This is a genomic window from Ruegeria sp. BJ3 (genome assembly GCF_056535665.1).
Genome location: NZ_JBQFIT010000001.1, coordinates 2,450,741 through 2,468,883, shown reverse-complemented (window position 1 = coordinate 2,468,883; position 18,143 = coordinate 2,450,741). Strand labels below are relative to the sequence as shown.

The 18,143-nt window shown below is 63.7% G+C and carries 20 protein-coding genes; 3 read left to right on the top strand and 17 right to left on the bottom strand.

Translation table 11 applies throughout. The features are described from left to right. Window positions 1-7: 7 nt before the first annotated feature. From ACR3EL_RS12370 to ACR3EL_RS12315, 12 genes are all read right to left on the bottom strand, one after another. Window positions 8-1,594 carry an ABC transporter substrate-binding protein gene (locus ACR3EL_RS12370; protein ID WP_480721765.1) on the bottom strand — a complete coding sequence of 529 codons (1,587 nt, stop codon included), beginning with the start codon at window positions 1,592-1,594 and terminating at the stop codon, window positions 8-10. Between the two features lie 127 nt (window positions 1,595-1,721). Further along, a complete protein-coding gene (locus ACR3EL_RS12365; RefSeq protein ID WP_170340109.1) occupies window positions 1,722-3,716 on the bottom strand; it encodes a CocE/NonD family hydrolase in 1,995 nt (664 codons plus the stop codon). 51 nt (window positions 3,717-3,767) lie between these two features. Continuing rightward, window positions 3,768-4,871, bottom strand: coding sequence for a DUF4147 domain-containing protein (locus ACR3EL_RS12360; protein ID WP_170340110.1), 1,104 nt, complete (start codon window positions 4,869-4,871; stop codon window positions 3,768-3,770). After that, window positions 4,871-5,308, bottom strand: a complete 438-nt coding sequence (dtd, locus tag ACR3EL_RS12355; protein WP_170340112.1) for a D-aminoacyl-tRNA deacylase — start codon at window positions 5,306-5,308, stop codon at window positions 4,871-4,873. Before dtd ends, ACR3EL_RS12360 begins: the two co-directional genes overlap by 1 nt. 24 nt (window positions 5,309-5,332) lie before the next feature. Continuing rightward, the gene (locus tag ACR3EL_RS12350; RefSeq protein ID WP_170340114.1) at window positions 5,333-6,013 is read right to left on the bottom strand and encodes a nitroreductase; all 681 of its coding nucleotides are present in this window, start codon (window positions 6,011-6,013) and stop codon (window positions 5,333-5,335) included. Between the two features lie 99 nt (window positions 6,014-6,112). After that, window positions 6,113-7,228 carry a TFIIB-type zinc ribbon-containing protein gene (locus tag ACR3EL_RS12345; protein ID WP_170340116.1) on the bottom strand — a complete coding sequence of 372 codons (1,116 nt, stop codon included), beginning with the start codon at window positions 7,226-7,228 and terminating at the stop codon, window positions 6,113-6,115. A gap of 6 nt (window positions 7,229-7,234) precedes the next feature. Further along, window positions 7,235-7,552: a CPCC family cysteine-rich protein gene (locus ACR3EL_RS12340; RefSeq protein ID WP_170340118.1), complete on the bottom strand. Its 318-nt coding sequence runs from the start codon at window positions 7,550-7,552 to the stop codon at window positions 7,235-7,237. Window positions 7,553-7,561: 9 nt separating this feature from the next. After that, the gene (locus ACR3EL_RS12335; protein WP_170340120.1) at window positions 7,562-8,710 is read right to left on the bottom strand and encodes an SPFH domain-containing protein; all 1,149 of its coding nucleotides are present in this window, start codon (window positions 8,708-8,710) and stop codon (window positions 7,562-7,564) included. 22 nt (window positions 8,711-8,732) lie between these two features. Continuing rightward, entirely contained in the window at window positions 8,733-9,686 is a 954-nt protein-coding gene (locus tag ACR3EL_RS12330) for a DUF2927 domain-containing protein (RefSeq protein ID WP_170340122.1), read from the bottom strand. Window positions 9,687-9,699: 13 nt separating this feature from the next. Further along, on the bottom strand, window positions 9,700-10,890 hold the full coding sequence (locus ACR3EL_RS12325; RefSeq protein WP_170340124.1) for a toxic anion resistance protein: 1,191 nt from the start codon (window positions 10,888-10,890) through the stop codon (window positions 9,700-9,702). Window positions 10,891-10,920: 30 nt separating this feature from the next. Next, window positions 10,921-11,835 (bottom strand): 5-bromo-4-chloroindolyl phosphate hydrolysis family protein, encoded by a 915-nt coding sequence (locus tag ACR3EL_RS12320; protein ID WP_170368055.1) that lies wholly within the window; start codon window positions 11,833-11,835, stop codon window positions 10,921-10,923. A 177-nt stretch (window positions 11,836-12,012) separates the two neighbouring features. Next, window positions 12,013-12,888 carry a pseudouridine synthase gene (locus ACR3EL_RS12315; protein ID WP_170340128.1) on the bottom strand — a complete coding sequence of 292 codons (876 nt, stop codon included), beginning with the start codon at window positions 12,886-12,888 and terminating at the stop codon, window positions 12,013-12,015. Between ACR3EL_RS12315 and ACR3EL_RS12310 the strand changes: the two genes are divergently transcribed. Beyond that, window positions 12,887-13,357 carry a nucleoside deaminase gene (locus ACR3EL_RS12310; RefSeq protein WP_170340130.1) on the top strand — a complete coding sequence of 157 codons (471 nt, stop codon included), beginning with the start codon at window positions 12,887-12,889 and terminating at the stop codon, window positions 13,355-13,357. The genes ACR3EL_RS12315 and ACR3EL_RS12310 overlap by 2 nt on opposite strands. Before the next feature lie 7 nt (window positions 13,358-13,364). Here the strand turns inward: ACR3EL_RS12310 and ACR3EL_RS12305 are convergent, their stop codons facing one another. Both ACR3EL_RS12305 and ACR3EL_RS12300 read right to left on the bottom strand, forming a co-directional pair. Next, window positions 13,365-14,543, bottom strand: coding sequence for a M24 family metallopeptidase (locus ACR3EL_RS12305; RefSeq protein WP_170340132.1), 1,179 nt, complete (start codon window positions 14,541-14,543; stop codon window positions 13,365-13,367). Beyond that, entirely contained in the window at window positions 14,540-15,232 is a 693-nt protein-coding gene (locus ACR3EL_RS12300) for a metal-dependent hydrolase (RefSeq protein WP_170340134.1), read from the bottom strand. Before ACR3EL_RS12300 ends, ACR3EL_RS12305 begins: the two co-directional genes overlap by 4 nt. Window positions 15,233-15,289: 57 nt before the next feature. Between ACR3EL_RS12300 and ACR3EL_RS12295 the strand changes: the two genes are divergently transcribed. Further along, the gene (locus ACR3EL_RS12295) at window positions 15,290-15,976 is read left to right on the top strand and encodes a ceramidase domain-containing protein (protein ID WP_170340136.1); all 687 of its coding nucleotides are present in this window, start codon (window positions 15,290-15,292) and stop codon (window positions 15,974-15,976) included. On the opposite strand, the gene ACR3EL_RS12290 is transcribed toward ACR3EL_RS12295, so the two are convergent. The 3 genes from ACR3EL_RS12290 to ACR3EL_RS12280 form a co-directional block, all read right to left on the bottom strand. Then, a complete protein-coding gene (locus ACR3EL_RS12290) occupies window positions 15,936-16,694 on the bottom strand; it encodes a class I SAM-dependent methyltransferase (RefSeq protein ID WP_480721756.1) in 759 nt (252 codons plus the stop codon). The two genes, ACR3EL_RS12295 and ACR3EL_RS12290, sit on opposite strands and share 41 nt — an antisense overlap. Window positions 16,695-16,700: 6 nt before the next feature. Next, window positions 16,701-17,264: a DUF4202 domain-containing protein gene (locus tag ACR3EL_RS12285; RefSeq protein WP_480721755.1), complete on the bottom strand. Its 564-nt coding sequence runs from the start codon at window positions 17,262-17,264 to the stop codon at window positions 16,701-16,703. Window positions 17,265-17,465: 201 nt separating this feature from the next. Beyond that, on the bottom strand, window positions 17,466-17,627 hold the full coding sequence (locus ACR3EL_RS12280; protein ID WP_170340142.1) for a hypothetical protein: 162 nt from the start codon (window positions 17,625-17,627) through the stop codon (window positions 17,466-17,468). A 227-nt stretch (window positions 17,628-17,854) separates the two neighbouring features. Between ACR3EL_RS12280 and gatC the strand changes: the two genes are divergently transcribed. Continuing rightward, complete coding sequence (gatC, locus tag ACR3EL_RS12275) at window positions 17,855-18,142, top strand: Asp-tRNA(Asn)/Glu-tRNA(Gln) amidotransferase subunit GatC (RefSeq protein WP_480721752.1); 288 nt, start codon at window positions 17,855-17,857, stop codon at window positions 18,140-18,142. Window position 18,143: the final 1 nt, after the last annotated feature.

Sequence of the window (18,143 nt, the reverse complement as noted above, 5' to 3'; positions counted from 1 at the left end):
ATCCGAGTTAGACGAACCACATCTTGCGGGACATGTTGCCGTTCATCATCTCTTGGGTCGGATCAGTCTCCCAGCCATCCAGCTGGTTGCTGATGCCTTCGACAAAGTCGTTGAACATCGGGCAGATCAGGCCGCCCTGGTCACGGACCATCATGCCCATCTGGCTGTAGATTGCCTTGCGCTTTGCCGGATCCAGCTCGGCACGCGCGGCAAACAGCAGGTCGTCGAACTCTTTGACCTTGAACCGGGTGTCGTTCCAGTCGGCGGTGGACAGGTAGGCCGTTGCGTACATCTGGTCCTGCACCGGACGGCCACCCCAGTAGGACGCGCAGAACGGCTGTACGTTCCAGACTTCGGACCAGTAGCCATCATTCGGCTCGCGCTTGATCTCAAGCGGGATGCCGGCCTGCTGGGCGGTCTGCTGGAACAGGGCTGCGGCATCCACGGCGCCAGGGAAGGCTCCGTCGGCCACACGCAGAATGATGGGCGACCCGTCATGACCGGACTTCTTGTAGTGTTCGGCGGCTTTTTCGACGCTGAACTCACGCTGCGGGATCGTCTCATCGAACAGCGGGTATGCTGCATTGATCGGCATGTCGTTCCCGACCGAGCCATAGCCGCGCAGTACCTTCTCGACCAGCTCTTCGCGGTTGATCGCGTATTTCAGAGCGCTCCGCAGTTCGTTGCCGTCGAACGGCGCCGTGTCACAATGCATGATGAACACGTAGTGGCCGCGTCCTGCCGTGGAGTGTACGGTCAGGTTGGGAGCACGACCCAAGAGGTCGGCAACCTTGGGCTCAACCCGGTTGATCGCGTGGACCTGACCCGACTGCAGCGCGGCCGTCCGGGCCGTGGCATCGTTGATGACCACAACTTCGACGCTGTCAAAGTTGCCGAAATCCGGGTTCCAGTGGTTTTCGAATTTGGAGAACAGGTGGCGCACACCGGGCTCGTCCGCTTCCAGCTTGTACGGACCGGTGCCGATACCGGCGCCCGGGTTGTCCATTCCGCCGTCCGGCTGGATGATCAGGTGGTAGTCGGCCATCAGGTAAGGCAGATCGGCGTTCGGCTCGTTCAGGGTGACCTGAAAATACTCGCCATCGGCCTTCATCGACTCGATGCCCTTCATGATGCCCAGCGCGCCCGACTTCGAATCTTCGTTCGAGTGGCGCTGCATCGTTTTCAGCACGTCTTCGCTGGTCATGGTCTTGCCGTTGTGGAACTCCACCCCTTGACGCAGTTTGAACGTCCAAACCTTGGCATCGGCGCTGCCTTCAACGCTTTCGGCAAGGCGCGGCTCGATCGTGCCGTCGGGGGCGACTTCGACCAGTTGGTCACCGAACTGCTTGCCGTTCTGGAATGGAACCGAGCTGGCATAGGTGGCCGGGTCCAGCGAGTTTGTGGATTCACCGCCCTGCAGGCCCAGTTTCAGATCGCCACCTTTCTTGGCGCCGGCTGCGCGGGCCGCGTCGGCGAAGACGGTGCTGGCCATGGCGGCCGATACACCCAGTGCGGCTGCCTTCCCCATGAATTCACGTCGGGTCAGCTTCCCGGCGGTCACCTGGCTGGCCATGTGAGTGAGTTGTTCGTTCATTCGGATATCTCCCAGTTGAGTGTTTTGTGTGCCCGTTTTACGGGCTTTTTATTGACGCATGAGTCAACGTTGGCGCATTTCGTCGCGGCGGGCAAGGTCAAATCTCGGGGACTTGCCACCAGCAAAATCACATCTGATCACGAGGTATGGTGTCCTCCACGGTTTTGGAAAAAATCTTCACATCGTTTTCAAAGGCATCAAGCGTCGCGCGCAGATGAAAGTTGGATCGGTCCGACCACATCTCGCAATTGGCCTCGGTTCGCAGTTGGATGCCGTCGCGCCGGGTCTCTTGTACCCATTCGCAGCGGCCGCGCGCGCTCAGCGGATCGTCCGGTTGGATTGACCACTGTTCAAAAGCGGTTCCGCCGCTGACCAGACCATGATCCGCGTCCTCGACCAGGCCGAAATCATCTTCGATGACCAGATCGATGACGCCAGTCGTCATGTCTGTTTCGACGCGCCGCGCATGGGTCGCCTCTCGCAATTGGGTCACTTGCCACGGAGAGTCCGCATCGGGTGGGGCAAATTGCCATTCATCCCGATCCGACCTGTCGCGCTGGGGGATCGTGAACGTGCCGCCTGTCAGGTGGAGCTCCGCTGTTTCCGGCGAAGGCCAGATCAGCGGCCAATAGGCGCTTGAGACGGCAACGCGCAGGCGGTGGCCCTTTGGAACCCGGTAGGCGATGTGGTCCAGCACAACCTCGATGTCGTAAACCCGTCCGGGTATCAACGTTTTGGGGGACGAATGTCCCTCCCTATGGGTCAGGTTCAATACACCATAGGTAATCCGAGTCGCAGCTCCGTCGGGGTGGATGTGGTTCAGCCGAACGGCAATTTGGGCTTGTGGTTTGTCGACACTCAGCTTCAAGCGCAGGCGCGGGGCACCGACAATGTCCAGATCTGCGGTCAGAGGGGTCGTGTCGAAACAGGAGGACAGAGCGTCATCTGCCCGCTGGTCGCCCGGCATGTCCGGACCCAGCCAGATGGCGCAATATTCGCCGCCGTCCATGCCGCAATGATGCGGCGAGCGGATTTTGGTATCCAAGGGGCCGTCCTTACCCAGCCCGGCATCGGAAAGCGGAAGGGTGACCGTCGGCAGGTGGGACGTGGCGCCGGCATCCTCGGTGATCCAATGGCCCGGGCGCTCGGCATACCAGCGCGCCGGGCGCACGCCATCCATCAGATAGGCGCGATAGGCCGGGTCCTGTTCAACTCCGGTCTTTTTGCCCTTCAGCCAGCGGTCCCACCAACGCAGCGCCTCTTGCAGGAAGCCGATGCGTGGTTCGGGCACGGCAAAATGCGGGTACTTGTGCACCCAGGGACCGACGATGCCCTTGACCGGCGCACTCAGGTTCTCGACCAGCCAGGGCACCGTGTTCTTGTAGGCATCACCCCAGCCGCCCACCGCCAGCGTCGCGGCGCGGATCGCGCCGGGGTCTTCGCAGACAGACCCATGCCGCCAATAGGCATCGCGGGTCTGATGCCGCAGCCAGACCGAGGGCAAGAACGGTTCGGCCTTCAACCGTTGCAACCACATCTCACGCCAGTCGTCACGCAGCGCCGGGTCGGGCGGACGGGACGAGTACGACCACATGGTCGCCCCCCAGCCCAGGTTCTCGTTCAACAGGCAGCCGCCCTTGTAGTGGATGTCATCGGCATAACGGTCGGCGGTCGAACACAAGGTGATGATGGCCTTCAAGGGTGCGGGCTGCAGCGCCGCCACCTGCAGCGCGTTGAAGCCGCCCCAACTGATCCCCATCATCCCGACTGCGCCGCTGCACCATGGCTGTTGGGCTAGCCACTCGATCACCTCGACGGCGTCGTCCAGTTCCCGCTGGGTGTATTCATCCTCCATCAGTCCCTGGCTGTCGCCGTTGCCGCGCATGTCGACGCGGATGCAGGCGTAACCCCGTTTGGCAAACCAGGGATGGGTCAGGGCATCGCGCGCCGTCGTGCCGTCGCGCTTGCGATAAGGCAGGTATTCCAAAATGGCGGGCACCGGGCGCTGCGCCGCATCGACAGGACGCCAGATCCGCGCCGACAGGCGGCAGCCGTCCGACAGAATGATGCCCTGATCCGGAACGTCTTCGATCTCGGCCAGTGAGTTCTTCGCCTGAGTCATGTGCCTAGTCTCAGGCGCATCGGCGGATGGTGTGCGAGGAAAAGCGTCAATTCATTCCTTCGTTGCGACAAGCAGATCCATGACATTGGTTCCCGTGGGGCCGGTCACCAGCAGGGCACCAGACCGCTCAAGGAACGACCCCGCATCGGCCTCGCGCAAGGCTTGGTCCGCCCCATCGGCCCATGTCGCGCCGGTCACGACTCCGCCGGCCGCATTGGTCGGCCCGTCGGTGCCGTCGGTTCCGCCGACCACGACGCACAGCCCCTCGCATCCCTGAATCTCGCGCGCCAGCGCCAGCGCCAGCGCCTGGTTGCGTCCGCCTCGGCCCGGGTTTTCGGGCAGGACAACGGTCGGCTCTCCGCCAAAGATCATCGCGCCCGGCGGCATCTGACGCAGCCGCGCGGCGATATCTGCGGCGACGGACAGATAGTCGTCGTGCAGGGCCTCTTCCTCGGCAAGAATTTCCTTTCCGGCGGCACGTGCTGCGTTGGCTGCGGCGCGGCGCGCATGGGCGTTCGAGGCAATGATCTCGACACTCGATTCGAATTGAGGGGCTTCGGGCAAGGCGCCGATGCCCGATCCGATGACGCCGATATCGTCCCCCGGCACGTCCGAGATGGCCAGGACCGTCGCGCGTGCTCCGCCGAAACCGGCCAGCAGACCGCCGCCCTTGATCCGCGACATCTCGCGCCGGCGGGCGTTCATGGCGGTGATGTCCAGCCCCTCGGACAGCAGCTGCGCGTTCAGCCGCGCCAGATCTTCGAGGGTGGCCCCCGGCACAAGATCCTCAGCCAGCGAGGACGCACCGCCCGAGACCAGCAGCAACAGATGCGTGCCGGGCTCCATGGCCTGAACCGCCGCGCGCAGAGCCTGACCGCCCTTCAGGCTGCGGGCATCGGGCACGGGGTGAGAGGCTTCGATGACCTGCAGATGCGACGGCAGCCCTACGGCATGGCCGTCTTTCGTGACCACAATGCCCGGTGTTTTGCCGAAATGGTCCTGCGCCGCGTTTATCATCGCTGCCGCGGCCTTGCCCACCGCCAGAATCTGATCGGGGCGCGGAACATCGGACAGCGCCGCCTTGACCGCGCCATAGCCGTCAACGGCGGCAACGCCCGCCTTCCAGATCGCGATCGCCTGATCCTGCATCGTCATCACATGTCCATCCAGATCGTGACCGGGCCGTCATTGATCAGGGACACCGCCATATCCGCACCGAAAGACCCGGTTTCGGTCGGAACGCCAAGCGCGGCCAGCGCGCGGGCAAAATGTTCGTACAGGCGTTCACCGGTTGCCGGATCGGCCGCCGCCGCAAATCCGGGCCGGTTCCCGCGCGACGTGTCAGCGGCCAGCGTGAACTGGCTGACCACTAGGGCTGAGCCGCCGATATCCAGCACCGACCGGTTCATCTTGCCCGCGTCATCCTTGAAGATCCGCAGCTTGGCAATCTTGGCCGCCAGTTGCTCGGCCCGGGTCTCGTCGTCGCCCTGCATGGCGCAGACCAGCACCAGCAGCCCCGGCCCGCACTGGCCTATGACTTGCTCCTCGACCGAGACCGATGCCTCGGACACTCTTTGTATCAATGCGCGCATGTCGATGTTTTTCTCAAAGTTCGCTTACTCGGTCGAAGCCCCGCGCCAGGTGACGAATTCGTCCAGCGTGGCGCGCTCGGTCCGGAATTGGTTGGCCGGATGATCGGCATCCGGATAGCCGAAGGAAATCGCGCACAGGATCAGCCGGTCATCGGGGATGTTGAAATAGCGGTGCAGGAACGGCCCATAGGCGGCCACCGCCGCCTGCGGGATCGTGGCGATGCCCAAGGCCTGTGCCGCCAAGGTGAAAGCCGTGACAAACCCGCCGCAATCCATCGCGCCATAGGGACCGAGTTCCGCCGGGCTGGACAGGATGGCGCAATGCGGGGCGCCGAACAGGTTGAAGTTTTCCATCATCTGCCGGGCCGACCCGGCGCGGTCACCCTTCTCAACGCCGACTGCCTCGTACAGGGCCCATCCGCAGGCGCGGCGCCGGTCCTGATAGATGCCGGAATAGCCGGTCGGAGAAGGCAGGTCGGGCTGCGCCTGGCCGGTCTCGGCTTCGGCCCGCAAGGCGCTGCGGAATGCATCGGTTTCTGCACCACCGGTCACGACCACCTGCCAGGGCTGCGCGTTGCACCAGCTGGGCACTCTGGCGGCGCTGGTCAGGATCTGTTCGATGTCACCCCGCGGCACCGGATCGGGCCGGAAGGCGCGGCAGGAATGGCGCGCAGTCAGAAGCGTGTTCAGATCGGCCAGGGTCACGTCGTCCTCTCCTCCGGGGCAGCCGGCGGCAGGATGGGTGAGAAGCCGGGGATGTTCAAGGGGTTCCGCGGCAGAGTTTTCGGCGACGGAACCCAGCGGTCATTGCTGTCCGGTCGCCACCAGATACCCGATGCCGGCCGCCGCCAGCAGGCCCAGCACCACCGCAATCGTGATCTTGATCGCCGACCAGGGCCGTTCGCCCTGCACCTGACCGGTGCGGCCGTTGACGACAAAGCGATAGGTCTGGCCGCGATACTTGTACGCGGCCATCCAGACCGGCAGCAGGATGTGCTTGAAGGTCACGTCGCGGATGTCGGTGTCGATCGAATGGATGCGCTGCCGATCACCGCCGATGTCAAAGCGGACGTCACGCTCGATCACGCGGGCCATGTGGCCGCGGGCCTCCTGATAGCCTTGCTGCAGATCGACCGTATAGGCCTCGGCCCGGAACCCGGCCAGGTATTCGGGCTGATAGGGCTCGAGCGCGGGCAGGTCCCAGGGTTGCAGCGCGTCGGTGTATGATTTGGGTAGCGATTGCGAGGCCAGCACCAGCACGTCGTCGAAAAACCGGGCCACCCGGCCGGATTTCGGTGTCCAGCGCACCTTGGGCACCTGCTGCTGCACCCGCTTGCCGTCACGCATCACCGTCCGGGTTTCGTAATACACCACGCCCCGTTCGCCGCGATAGGCCGATTTTGTGTCGGCGTCGAACGTCCAATAGGGCACATAGATGCCCTGCATCCTACGGCCCTTGCGGGCATAGTCCTTGAGTCCGTTCGGCGCGAACCACAGCCGCCCCAGCCAGTCACTCATGGCCTTGTGTGCGGCGCGTTCGTCCAGCGCAAAGGGCAGTACGCCGCGCGGCTTGATGTGCCGGTTCACGCCGGTATCGGTCACGACCGGGGTGGCGCAGAACGGGCATTCCGCGGCGTGGGTGTTGGGGTCGAACTCGACTTGGGCCGCGCAGTTGGGGCAGGTCAGAACCCGCGTCTCTTCGATCTCGCTGTCGGGCAGGCGGTCGGCGATGGCCGCGTCGAAGTCCAGTTCGCGCAGGCTGGCGCCGCCCCAGGGGCCAGCCCCGATCGGTTCGGAATGGCCGCAATGGTCACAGGTCAGCGCGCCGGATTGCGGGTCGAACCGATAGTCCGCGCCGCAATTGTCACATGGAAAACGGTGTTCCGCAGAACCGGGTGGCGGGGCAATGGGCTGGATCATAGGTGGTCACTTGTCGAGGGGAACGTGAAGATAGGCTGCGCGCTGCTCCTCGGGCAGGACATGCGGCAGCATCGCGGCCTCGCAGGCACCGATTGCCCTGAAATTCTCGCGCGCCTCGGCCAGTGTCAGGCCGTGGTTGGCGGCAGAGGGCTCGCGGGGGTTCTTGTCGTACAGAATGTCCTCGTCCTCCCAAAAGCAGATCGCGCAGATCAGATAGGCCCCGCGCTCGGCCAGGGTGACATACCCGCAGCACGGGCAGATGAATTGTGGCGGCTGCGGCGCTTTGCGCCCGCCTGTCTTCGAGCGTTTCCGCAATGCGGACATGCCGATGCCTCACGCCCCGGGCGGCGGAGGCGGCAGAATCGTGAACAGCTGCGCGAGTTCCTGCACCTCGCCCGCTTTCTTCCATCCGTCCTGACCGGGCGTCCACACGAAAGTGTCCCGCGTAATTTCTCCGTCGCTGGCCATGCGCCCCATCTTGGCCTTCGAGAACGGGCCGCTGGTCTGTCCGTCCACCGCGATATGCCAGACATGCTCGACCGGGGGTGGAGGCGGAGGGGCCACATGCGCGGCCGCTTGCGGGGCAGCGGGCGCGGGCGCGCCCCACGGGCCTGACGGCCGACCCGTTGCCATGTTCGACATCTGGTTCGCCATCGCCATTCCCATGCCCATACCAAGGCCAGCACCCATGCCACCGCCTCCGTTCGGGTTGCTGGCGGCCGCCGTCATCGCCTCGGCCGCCGAATACTGGGTGAATTTGCCCAGATCCCCCGCCAGCCCCATCGAGGTACGCTTGTCCAGCGCCGCCTCGACCGCCGGCGGCAGCGAGATGTTCTCGATGTAGAATTCCGGTATCTCGAGGCCGTAGCCGTCCAGCACGGGCGAGACCTCGGCCGCGATCAGCTTGCCCAGATCGGCGGTGTTGGCGGCCATGTCCAGAACCGGAATGCCCGAGCCTGCGATGACCCGGCTGAATTCCTGCACGATGATGTTGCGGATCTGAAAGCTGATCTCGTCCATGGTGAATTCGCCATCGGTACCCACGATCTCGACCAGGAAACGGGCCGGGTCCTTGACCCGGATCGTGTAGGTGCCATAGGCGCGGATCCGGGTCGGGCCGAATTCCGGGTCGCGCAGCATGATCGGGTTCTTGGTGCCCCATTTCAGGTCGTTGAACCGGGTCGTGTTGACGAAATAGATCTCGGACTTGAACGGCGATTGGAATCCGTGATCCCAGTGCTGCAGCGTCGTCATGATCGGCATGTTGTTGGTCTCAAGCATGTAGAGGCCGGGCGTGAACACGTCGGCCAGCTGGCCCTCGTGTACGAACACCGCCGCCTGGCCCTCGCGCACGGTCAGCTTGGCGCCATACTTGATCTCGTGGCCTTCGCGCTCGAACCGCCAGACCATCGTGTCGCGGGTGTCGTCCACCCAATGAATGACATCAATGAATTCTCCGGTCAGAAAATCAAAAATTCCCATCTGGGTTCTCCTGTCAAAGGGGTCAGAGCGACTGCCCCATCAATTCACGGGCGATGATCCGCACCACCGGCGCGGCCTCCTGCGCGGTCATGCCGGGTTTCAGGCGCGGATCATACAACATCGTCAGCAGCTTTTCGTCATGGCTGGTCAGCAGGGCGAATTCGTCATCATCGTTGAAGATCGACGGTCGTGCCCGGGGGCTGTCATTGGGCAAGCCCAGCCCTTGGGCGATTTCCTCGTGGATGCAGCTCAGCCGCATCAAGTCAGGGTGCTCGGCCCGCACCAACGCAACCGCACCAGTGTAGGTGTTCGGTGCCCCGTTCGACGCCGAGGCAAAGACAAAGCAATAGAACGAGCGCGGTAAATCCTGAAACAGGTTCAACTGAGCCTGTCCGATACTGGGAAACAACTGGCGCAGTCGCGTTTGCACGAATTCCGTATCGTCATCGCCGGCGACGAAGACATGGAAGTTCGCGTTTCTGGTTGCGGTCGAGATCGGGTGGCCAGTCAAGGACGACATGCGTTCGGTATAGGCCCGGATCTGTGCCTTGTCGGCCGCGCGTTGGTCTAGTGGTACTGACGGCCCGAACTCTGCCTGTATTCGGACCGGGCCAGACCAGCGGCTTAGCCTTCCGCTGGTGCGTTGGCTGCTGCCGGATACGGCGGCGCCGGGATACTCGCTGTAGAACGCGATGGCTTCGAAATTCCGCGCCAAATCATCCGCATCAAACGGGGTGTCCGGCCCGCCACCGTCTGTACGCATCAGGCCACGGGTCAACAGGTCGCGCTCGACGCGCTGATAATAACGCGCCAGATCCCGGCTTGCCGCCGAAGGTTCGACATAAGCATTGGCCAACTGCGGCTGGGACGGGCGCGCCTGCGGGGCAATCGAGGACTCGAGCGCGTCATCGCAATTGGCCAAGATCAGCAAAGCAGCTGCTCCCAACCCGTGCCCTAGAAATCTTCGAAGCCGCACCTGCGATCTCTCCTTAGCCCGGAACGGCGGTTCCGGCCGTGTCGCCCAGCCCGTCTTTCCGGGCCTTGGCCGAAGCCAAGGTGTCCCGCAGCTCGGCTTCCATCTTCTTCAGCTCTTCTTCTGCGGCGGCCCGTTTCGCCTTGCCTTCGTCAGCGATGGCGAGGCTTTCATTGATCGTGCCGATCAGATCCTCGTTGGCCTTCTTGACGGCTTCGATGTCGAACACCCCGCGCTCCATTTCCTCGCGGATCATCTTGTTCGACTGGCGCAGGTTAGCGGCGTTCGAGGTCAGCAGCTCGTTCGTCAGATCGTTGGCGTCGCGCACGGCGGCAGCGGCCTCGGCGCTGCGCTGGATGGTGACCGCCTGTGCCAGCTGGGTTTCCCAAAGCGGCACGGTGTTCACCAGCGTCGAGTTGATCTTGGTCACCAGCGACTTGTCGTTTTCCTGAACCAGCCGGATCGAGGGCAGCGATTGCATCGTCACCTGCCGCGTCAGCTTCAGGTCATGCACACGCCGTTCCAGATCGTCGCGGGCGGCCCGCAGGTCGCGCAGTTCCTGCGCCTTCATCACCTGTTGATCTTCCGGGGCGGCCTGCACCTCGGCCTCTTTCTCGGGGATGTCATGGCTGTCCAGTTCGGTCAGCTTCTCTTCGCCGGCCGCGATGTACAGCGCCAGTTCATCATAGAAATCCAGCGTCTTTTCATACAGCAGATCCAGAGACTTGATGTCCTTCAGAAGCGTGTGCTCGTGCGACAGAAGGTTGTCGGTGATCCGGTCGATCTGATCCTGCACCTCTTCGTAGCGCGCGGTGAACTTGGCGAAAGGCGCGGCGCGGCCCAGCAGTTTCTCCCACCAGCTGCGCTCGCGGCGCACGTCCAGTTCAGACACGGAAAAGCCGCGGATCGTGGTGACGATGTCGCGCAGGCTGTCACCGGCGGGGCCGACATCCTTGTTGCGCACGTCAGCCAGCATGGCCTGGCTGATTTCCTGCAGCTCGGCCTGCGCAGCCGATCCAAAAGCAACGATCGAGTTGGTGTCGCCCATGTCGATTTCGGACATGCGCTTGCGGATTTCGGCGCCCACCGGTTCGTCGGCCTCTTCCAACGGCACGATCTCGGAACTCGGCTCGGGCAAAGAGACTGCTGCAACTTCCTGAACCAGCGTTTCGGCCTCGGCCGCCTTTTTCTTGATTTCGTCAGACATGAGAAGCTTCCCTGTTCTTGGTTTGGCCGGTCAGTCGAGCCGGACGCCTTCGCGCTGCAGTCGTTCACGCAGCACGTCGATTTCGACCGTCAGATCACTGCGGTCATCCAATAGCATCTTTCGGGTGCGGGCCGAGAAATTCTGCTCGAGGTCGTCCAGCAGCGCCGAGTAATCGGACAGAGCCTGCGGGTCGCGGGTGCGCGCATAGACATCGGCAAACTTGATCGTCGCATCGCGGGCGCCCTGCAGATAGACGGTCAGGTATTTGCGGGCACCGGCCAGATCGCGCGGGTCCTCCTCGACCGTGCGGAACAGATCGCGAGCGGTGGTCTGAAACCGCTCGACCCGGGCTTCGATCCTGCGGTCGCCGGCCCGTTTGATGGCATCCGTCATTTGGTTCAGATGGGCTTCGGCATCTTCGACCACGCGGGCGACCCGGTCCTGTTGATAGGTGTCCACACCCTCCATGCCCTTGTTCTTCATCGGGTCGAGGCCGAAGGCGACGGAATGCAGCACTGTGGCCACGCCGCCGAACAAGACCGGCGCCAGCAGGCTGACCTGGCTGGCGGCCTCGGCATCCAGATAGTCATTGCGATAGGCGGCCAGACCCACCCCCAGCCCGGTCAAAACGGATGAGAAGATCTTGCGTGGAAAGGCTGGGCGGCGCGCGGTGCGGCGCGCGTTGTAAGCATCCTCGGCCTTCAGCCCTTCGCGCAGCAGAAAAGCTGCAGCGGTCAGAATGCCGGCGGCGACCAATCCAAGGGTCATCCCGATCGCGCCGTCGTTCAGCGACAGAAAGACCAGCGGGATCGCCGGAACGAACATGACATTGGCGCGTGCGCCGACCGGGTTTACCCGGGCCCCATCGTATTGCCCGCGTGGGGCGGGCGCGTCGGCGTCAGACTGGCCGTCGGGGCTGAACTTTCCGCCGTATCGCTTGGCCATGGCGTCAGAGCCCTCCAAGCCAACCGGTGCAGACGCCGAACAACAGCACCAGCAGGGCCGCGTAGGCCATTTTTTGCACTCCGGTCCCGGACATGACGTCCTCCAACTGCGGTTGTCCCCTTGAAAACCTAGGGGATCAAGGGGCTTGGCGCTAGGGGGAAGGTTCGATAACCCGCGTCAATTGCGTGATTTCTTGCCGACCGGCCTGCGGGATCTTTGAGGGCGGCTTGGGCGTTTCGCAGCAGCCGGTGGGGTTTCGGGTTCCAGGCCCAGCTGGTCGCGCAGAACGCGGCGGCGGATTTCCTCGACCTCGCCGGGTTTGAGATCGCCCAGCTGGAACGGCCCGTAGGACACGCGCAACAGCCGGTTCACGGTAAAGCCGATGTCTTCGATCGCGCGGCGGATTTCCCGGTTCTTGCCCTCGCGCAGTCCGATCGTCAGCCATGCATTCGCACCTTGCTGGCGGTCCAGCGACACGGTCATGGGCTGGAACCTTTCGCCCTCGATCACAAGGCCCTGGCGCAGGGGGGCGAAATCCTCGTCCTTGGGGCGGCCGTTGATCCGCACCCGGTATTTGCGAAGCCAGCCGGTCGAGGGCAATTCAAGCTTGCGCTTGATGCCCCCGTCATTGGTCAGCAGCAGCAGGCCCTCGGAATTCAGGTCCAGCCGGCCGACGCTCATGACGCGGGGCATGTCCTCGGGCAGGTTGTCGAAGATCGTGGGGCGGCCTTTTTCGTCGCGGTTCGTGGTCACAAGGCCGGTTGGCTTGTGATACAGCCACAGACGCGCGGGTTCGGGCTCGGCCACGGGCTTGCCGTCGACGGTGATCTTGTCGCTGGGCGTGACGTTCAGCGCCGGGCTGTCGATGGTCTTGCCGTTCACGGTTACGCGGCCGGCTTCGATCATGCGTTCGGCCTCACGGCGCGAGGCGATGCCGGCGCGGGCCAGCACTTTGGCGATCCGGTCGCCAGGAGGAGGGGTGTTGCTCATGCCCTGCGCATAGCGCATCGGCGCGCCTTGCGAAAGGTGGGTTTCTGGGGCAGTCAGGGGCATGGTCTTCAGAACGCATATGGACAAGGCGCTGGAACAGGCGCGCGCGGCAGGTGATCGGGGCGAGGTTCCGGTGGGCGCGGTGATCGTGGCGCCCGATGGGCGGATCATCGCGGCAGACGGCAACCGTACGCGTGAGTTGCATGACCCGACCGCGCATGCCGAGATCCTGGCCCTGCGCGCCGCCTGCCGGGCCGTCGGGTCCGAGCGGCTGACGGGGCATGACCTGTATGTCACGCTGGAGCCCTGCGCCATGTGCGCCGCGGCGCTGGCGGCGGCGCGAATCCGGCGGGTCTACTACGGGGCCGCCGATCCGAAATCGGGCGGCGTGGCGCATGGGGCGCGGGTGTTCTCGCACCCTCAGGCCCATCACAGGCCGGAGGTCTATGACGGCATGGCGGCCGAGGACTGCGTCCGGTTGTTGCGCGATTTCTTTGCCGCGCAGCGCGGTGGCGGCGGATCCAAGGGCTGAGGCGCGCTCAGGCCGGTTTCACGACCAGTTCGCGGGGTATGTCCGCCAAGGGTTGCCCGCCCGTCGGCGTGACCACGAAGGTTTCGGTGATGGCCAGCCCCCAATCCGGCGTCCACAGGCCCGGCATCAGGTGAAAGGTCATGTTGTCCTGCAGAACGGTGCTGTCGCCGGGGCGCAGGCTCATGGTGCGCTCGCCCCAATCGGGCGGATAGCTCAGGCCCACCGGATAGCCCGTGCGATTGCCTTTGACATAGCCGGCCCGGGCAAAGCTGTCATAGACGCAGGCGGCGATTTCTTCGCAGGTGGCGCCGGGGCGGGCGGCGGCCAGCGTGTCCTCAATCGCGGTCAGGATCGCGGTTTCCGCGCGCCGGATATCGGCGGGTGGGTCACCCAGAAACAGGCTGCGGCTGGCCGGGCAGTGATAACGGCGGTGGCAGCCCGAGATCTCGAAATAGGTCGCCTCGCCCGGTGTCAGCGGACGGTCGTTCCAGGTGATGTGCGAGGCCGAGGCCTCGGCCCCCGAGGGCGCGATTGGCGCAATCGCGGGATAGTCGCCCGCAAGCCCCGGCAGCCCGGCGATGCCCGCCGCCTGAACCTCGGCCACGAGCACGTTTTTGTGAACCCCGGCGCGGAACCCGTCGCGCAGCACTGCGTGCATGTGTGCGGTCAACTGACCGGCCTTGCGCATCAAGGCGATCTCGGCCTCGCTTTTGACCGCGCGCTGCCAGTTCACCAACCCGGTCGCGTCGACCAGCGCATCGCGGCCGAACGCGGTCTCAAGGATCCGGTGGCTGGCGGCCGAGTAGTAATAATTGTCCATCTCGACACCCAGATGGGTCGTCCAGCCGCGCGTGCGCAGCAGCGATGCCAGCGACTCGACCGGGTGATGGTCGGGGTGCTGCACATGTTCCTCGGGCCAGTCGAACAGGTCGGCGGGGTCCAGCCAGGTGGTCTGCGCCGCGCCGGGCTTGTCCTGCGTCCGGCCCCACCACAAGGGCGCGCCGTCGCGGGGGACGATCACCATCTGCGGGACGTAGAAGCTCCAGCCGTCATAGCCCGTCAGCCAGGCCATGTTCGACGGGTCCGCAACCAGCAGGGTCTCGACACCCCGCTGGGCCATCGCGGACCGGGTCTTGGCCAGCCGCGCCGCGTATTCTTCCGCCGAGAAGGCCAGCGCGGGCGTCAAAGCTCGATCTCCTGCAGGACCTCGGGTTCGATGACGGTCACGCCCGGCAGCCCATCCGCCAGGTCTTTGGCGGATTGTTCCAGGATCGGAAAAGTCCGGTAGTGGCAGGGGATCACCGTCTTGAAGTCAAAATACCGCCGGGCGGCATAGGCGGCGGCTTTCATGTCCATCGTGAAATAGCCGCCCGCCGACAAAACGCCGATATCGGGTTTGTAATAGTCGCCGATCCACTCCATGTCGGCCATGATCGTGGTGTCGCCCGAGACATAGACCGTGTGACCATCGGCCGACAGGATGAACCCCACCTCGGACCCACCGGTGCGAGGGCCATCGGGTGTGGCGAAGGTCGAGCTGTGCGAGGCCGGCACCATGTCGACCTTGACCCCGTTCAGGTCGACCCGGCCGCCCTTGTTAAAGCCGATGGTCTCGATCCCTTCGGCCTCGGCCCAATGCGCCATGACGTCGTATTGGCCCACGACGGGAATGTTCAGGCGTTTGGCCAACGGCAGAACGTCGGCGACGTGGTCGAAATGCGCGTGGGTCAACAGGATATGCGTGGCGCCTTGGGCGGCCGCGTCGTGCTGATCCTCGGGCAGCATCGGGTTGCCGCTCAGCCAGGGGTCGATCAGCAGGACCTGTCCCGCCGCGTGAATTCGAAAGCTGCCATGCCCCAACCAGATGATTTTCATGAAAGACCCTCCTGAAACCGGTTCAGGGCCAGCCTAGCATCGGCTATGTAAAAATCCATGGACTGGATGCGAGAAATCGACGGCTATTGCGAGCGCCTGTCGCCGGCCTATTGGGCCGAACCCGTAAACGCCGTGACCAACGCGGCCTTTCTGCTGGCGGCATGGGTGATGTGGCGGCGGGTGCGGGGGCAGGGTCTGCCCTTGGCCAACCTGCTGGTCGCCATTCTGGCGGTGATCGGCATTGGCAGCTATCTGTTTCATACCCATGCGCAGGTCTGGGCCGCGCTGGCGGATACGACGCCGATTCTGCTGTTCATCCTTGTCTATATCTTTGCCGTGAACCGGGACATCTGGCGGCTGTCCACGCCGAAGGCGGTGGGGCTGGCGGCCTTGTTCGTCCCCTATGCGGCGTTGACCATACCGGTGTTTCAGCTGGTACCCGGGCTGGGCGGGTCGTCCGCATATGCTCCGGTGCCGTTGCTGATCCTGATCTATGCGTATCTTTTACGCGTGCGCAGGCCGCAATTGGCCCGGGGCCTGGCGGTCGGGGCTGTGATCCTGATCGCGTCGATCACTTTCCGTGCGCTCGATGCTCCGCTTTGCGCCCGCATCCCGATGGGAACGCATTTCATGTGGCACCTCCTGAACGCCACCATGCTGGGCTGGATGATCGAGGTTTACCGCCGGGCCATGACGGATTCGGTCAGTCCGGCAGACGCCGTGCCACGTAGAACCCATAGCTGACATAGTCGGAATAGGTTTCGTACAAATCAATCTCGGTCTGTTCGGCATCGACAAGCGCTTTGGCCTGCTCGGAATTGCCCTGCCGGTCGAGGAAGGCAGGGAAGCTGCGTTTCAGGGGGAGATAGTAGTTCTCCATCCAGCAGTCAGAGCCCAGCGGGAAATAGCCGACAGGTTCATAACCGGCGGTCTCAATCTGGCGGATCTTCCGTCCGGCGGTCGCAACTTCGGGATAGGCGGCATCCCAGTGCCGTGTCAGAGGTTCGGGGCGTTGATCGGTCAGCCAGGTCAGTTCGGACACGGCCAGGACACCGCCGGGTTTCAGGAACCGACGCCAGGCGTTCAAACCGTTTTCGAACCCCATGTTGTAGATCGCGCCTTCCGACCAGATCACGTCAAGGCTGGCATCGTCGAAGGGCAGGTCCTCCATCGACGCCTCAAGGGTGTGAACCCGGGCCGCCAGACCCAAGTCCTGCGCGCGTCTGTTCAGCTCGGTCAGAAACTCCGGCAGGAAATCCACTGCCGTCACCGATGCGCCCAGATGGCGTGAAAGGCAGAAGGCCGCGGCTCCGGTGCCGCAGCCAATATCGGCGACCTTCAGTCCGGGATCGGCTTGTACACCCGAAAGTTTCAACGCCATTTCCGTTGCCGCGTCGCTGCCGGGGCCTTGCCGGTCGTTGGGCTGGTGCAGGTCGACTAACAGCTGCATGTCATCGGTCATGACGCGTCAATCCTTGAAAGCGCGGGCCAGGTCTTCGGGCAGGTCGAACTCGTCCAGCACGCGTCGGCGCGCCTCGGCCGACATCTTGCGGGCGGTTTTTTCGACGATGCGCTGGATCTTTTCGTCCGAGTGTTTCGCGGCGAAGGGCGCAAAATACCATTTCAGAAAGACAAAGCAGATCACGTCCTCCAGCGCCTGAACGTCGTCGTCGCGCTTGATGCCCTGTTTGCGCAACATGCGACGGGCGGCGTCGATCTCGGCCTGATCGTAACCGGCCTCGGACATCAGCTCGGCCACGACCTGCGCGTGATGCTCGGCCTGGGCCTTGCGCCAGGCCAGATAGCCCGCGCGCCCTTCAGGATAGGCCGAGCGGGCCAGCTTCCAGCGCTCGACATGCTGGCCGCGGGCGGCGATCTGCAACGGCTCGGAGGCGTCGGGGAACAGCCGGTCCAACTCGGCGCTCATCCGTTCGCCATAAAGCAGCGCGGCGGGACGACCGTCTTCCTGGGTGGGATCGGCCGAATTGGCCGTATCAATTGCATCCAGAACCTTCTGCTTGCGCTCTGTCATGGCATCTCCTGCTTTGGCAACGGCACCTCGGGACATTCGGTCATGCTGACCTGAAACTCTTGAGTGAATGAACGATAGAGCACCGTGCTTCAACAAAAAAGCGCCGACCCATTCAGGGCCGGCGGCGCCACGAGGGCAGGTGCAGGATCGGGGCGGAAAAAGGGGGGAGAACCGGCCCGATCCAACAGGGAAGCGGTAGGGTTAGTTGCGGAGCGAGGATTTCTCCTGGCTCACCTGATCCGAGGGGTGCTGATCGGGGAAGGTCAGCGTCGGTGTCAGGTCGCCCATGGGAACCCCCAGCGCGAGGGCCGGCGCGGCAGCGGTTGTCAGAACAACGGACACAGCAATCAACATGCGTTTCATGATTTTTCTCCGGACTGAACTGTTTCGTTCAGTACATAAAGTAACTTTTTGCGCCGGCTTCAATCGTCAAAGTGAACTAATCCGTTCACTTTTTTGCATAGCGGGTATTCAAAATTGTTTGGCTTGGCGGCAACCGCGTGGGCTTTGGACAAATCGCTGTGGCTCAGTGGTCTTGCGACTGCTGCATCAGACGGGTAAATGCCCCTGTAACGCATATGAGGTTTCCCATGTCGATTGACCAAAGCACCGCCGCCAAGGTGGCCAAACTGGCCCGGATCAAGGTCGAGGATGACGCGTTGCCCGCGCTGGCCTCGGAATTTAACACGATCCTGGGGTTCATCGAACAGCTGAACGAAGTTGACGTCCAAGGGGTCGAGCCGATGGTCTCGGTGACGCCGATGCGGCTGAAGCGGCGCGAGGATGTGGTGACCGACGGGAATATGCAGGACAAGATCCTGTCGAACGCCCCCGACGCGCGCGAGGGCTTTTTCGCGGTTCCCAAGGTGGTGGAGTAAG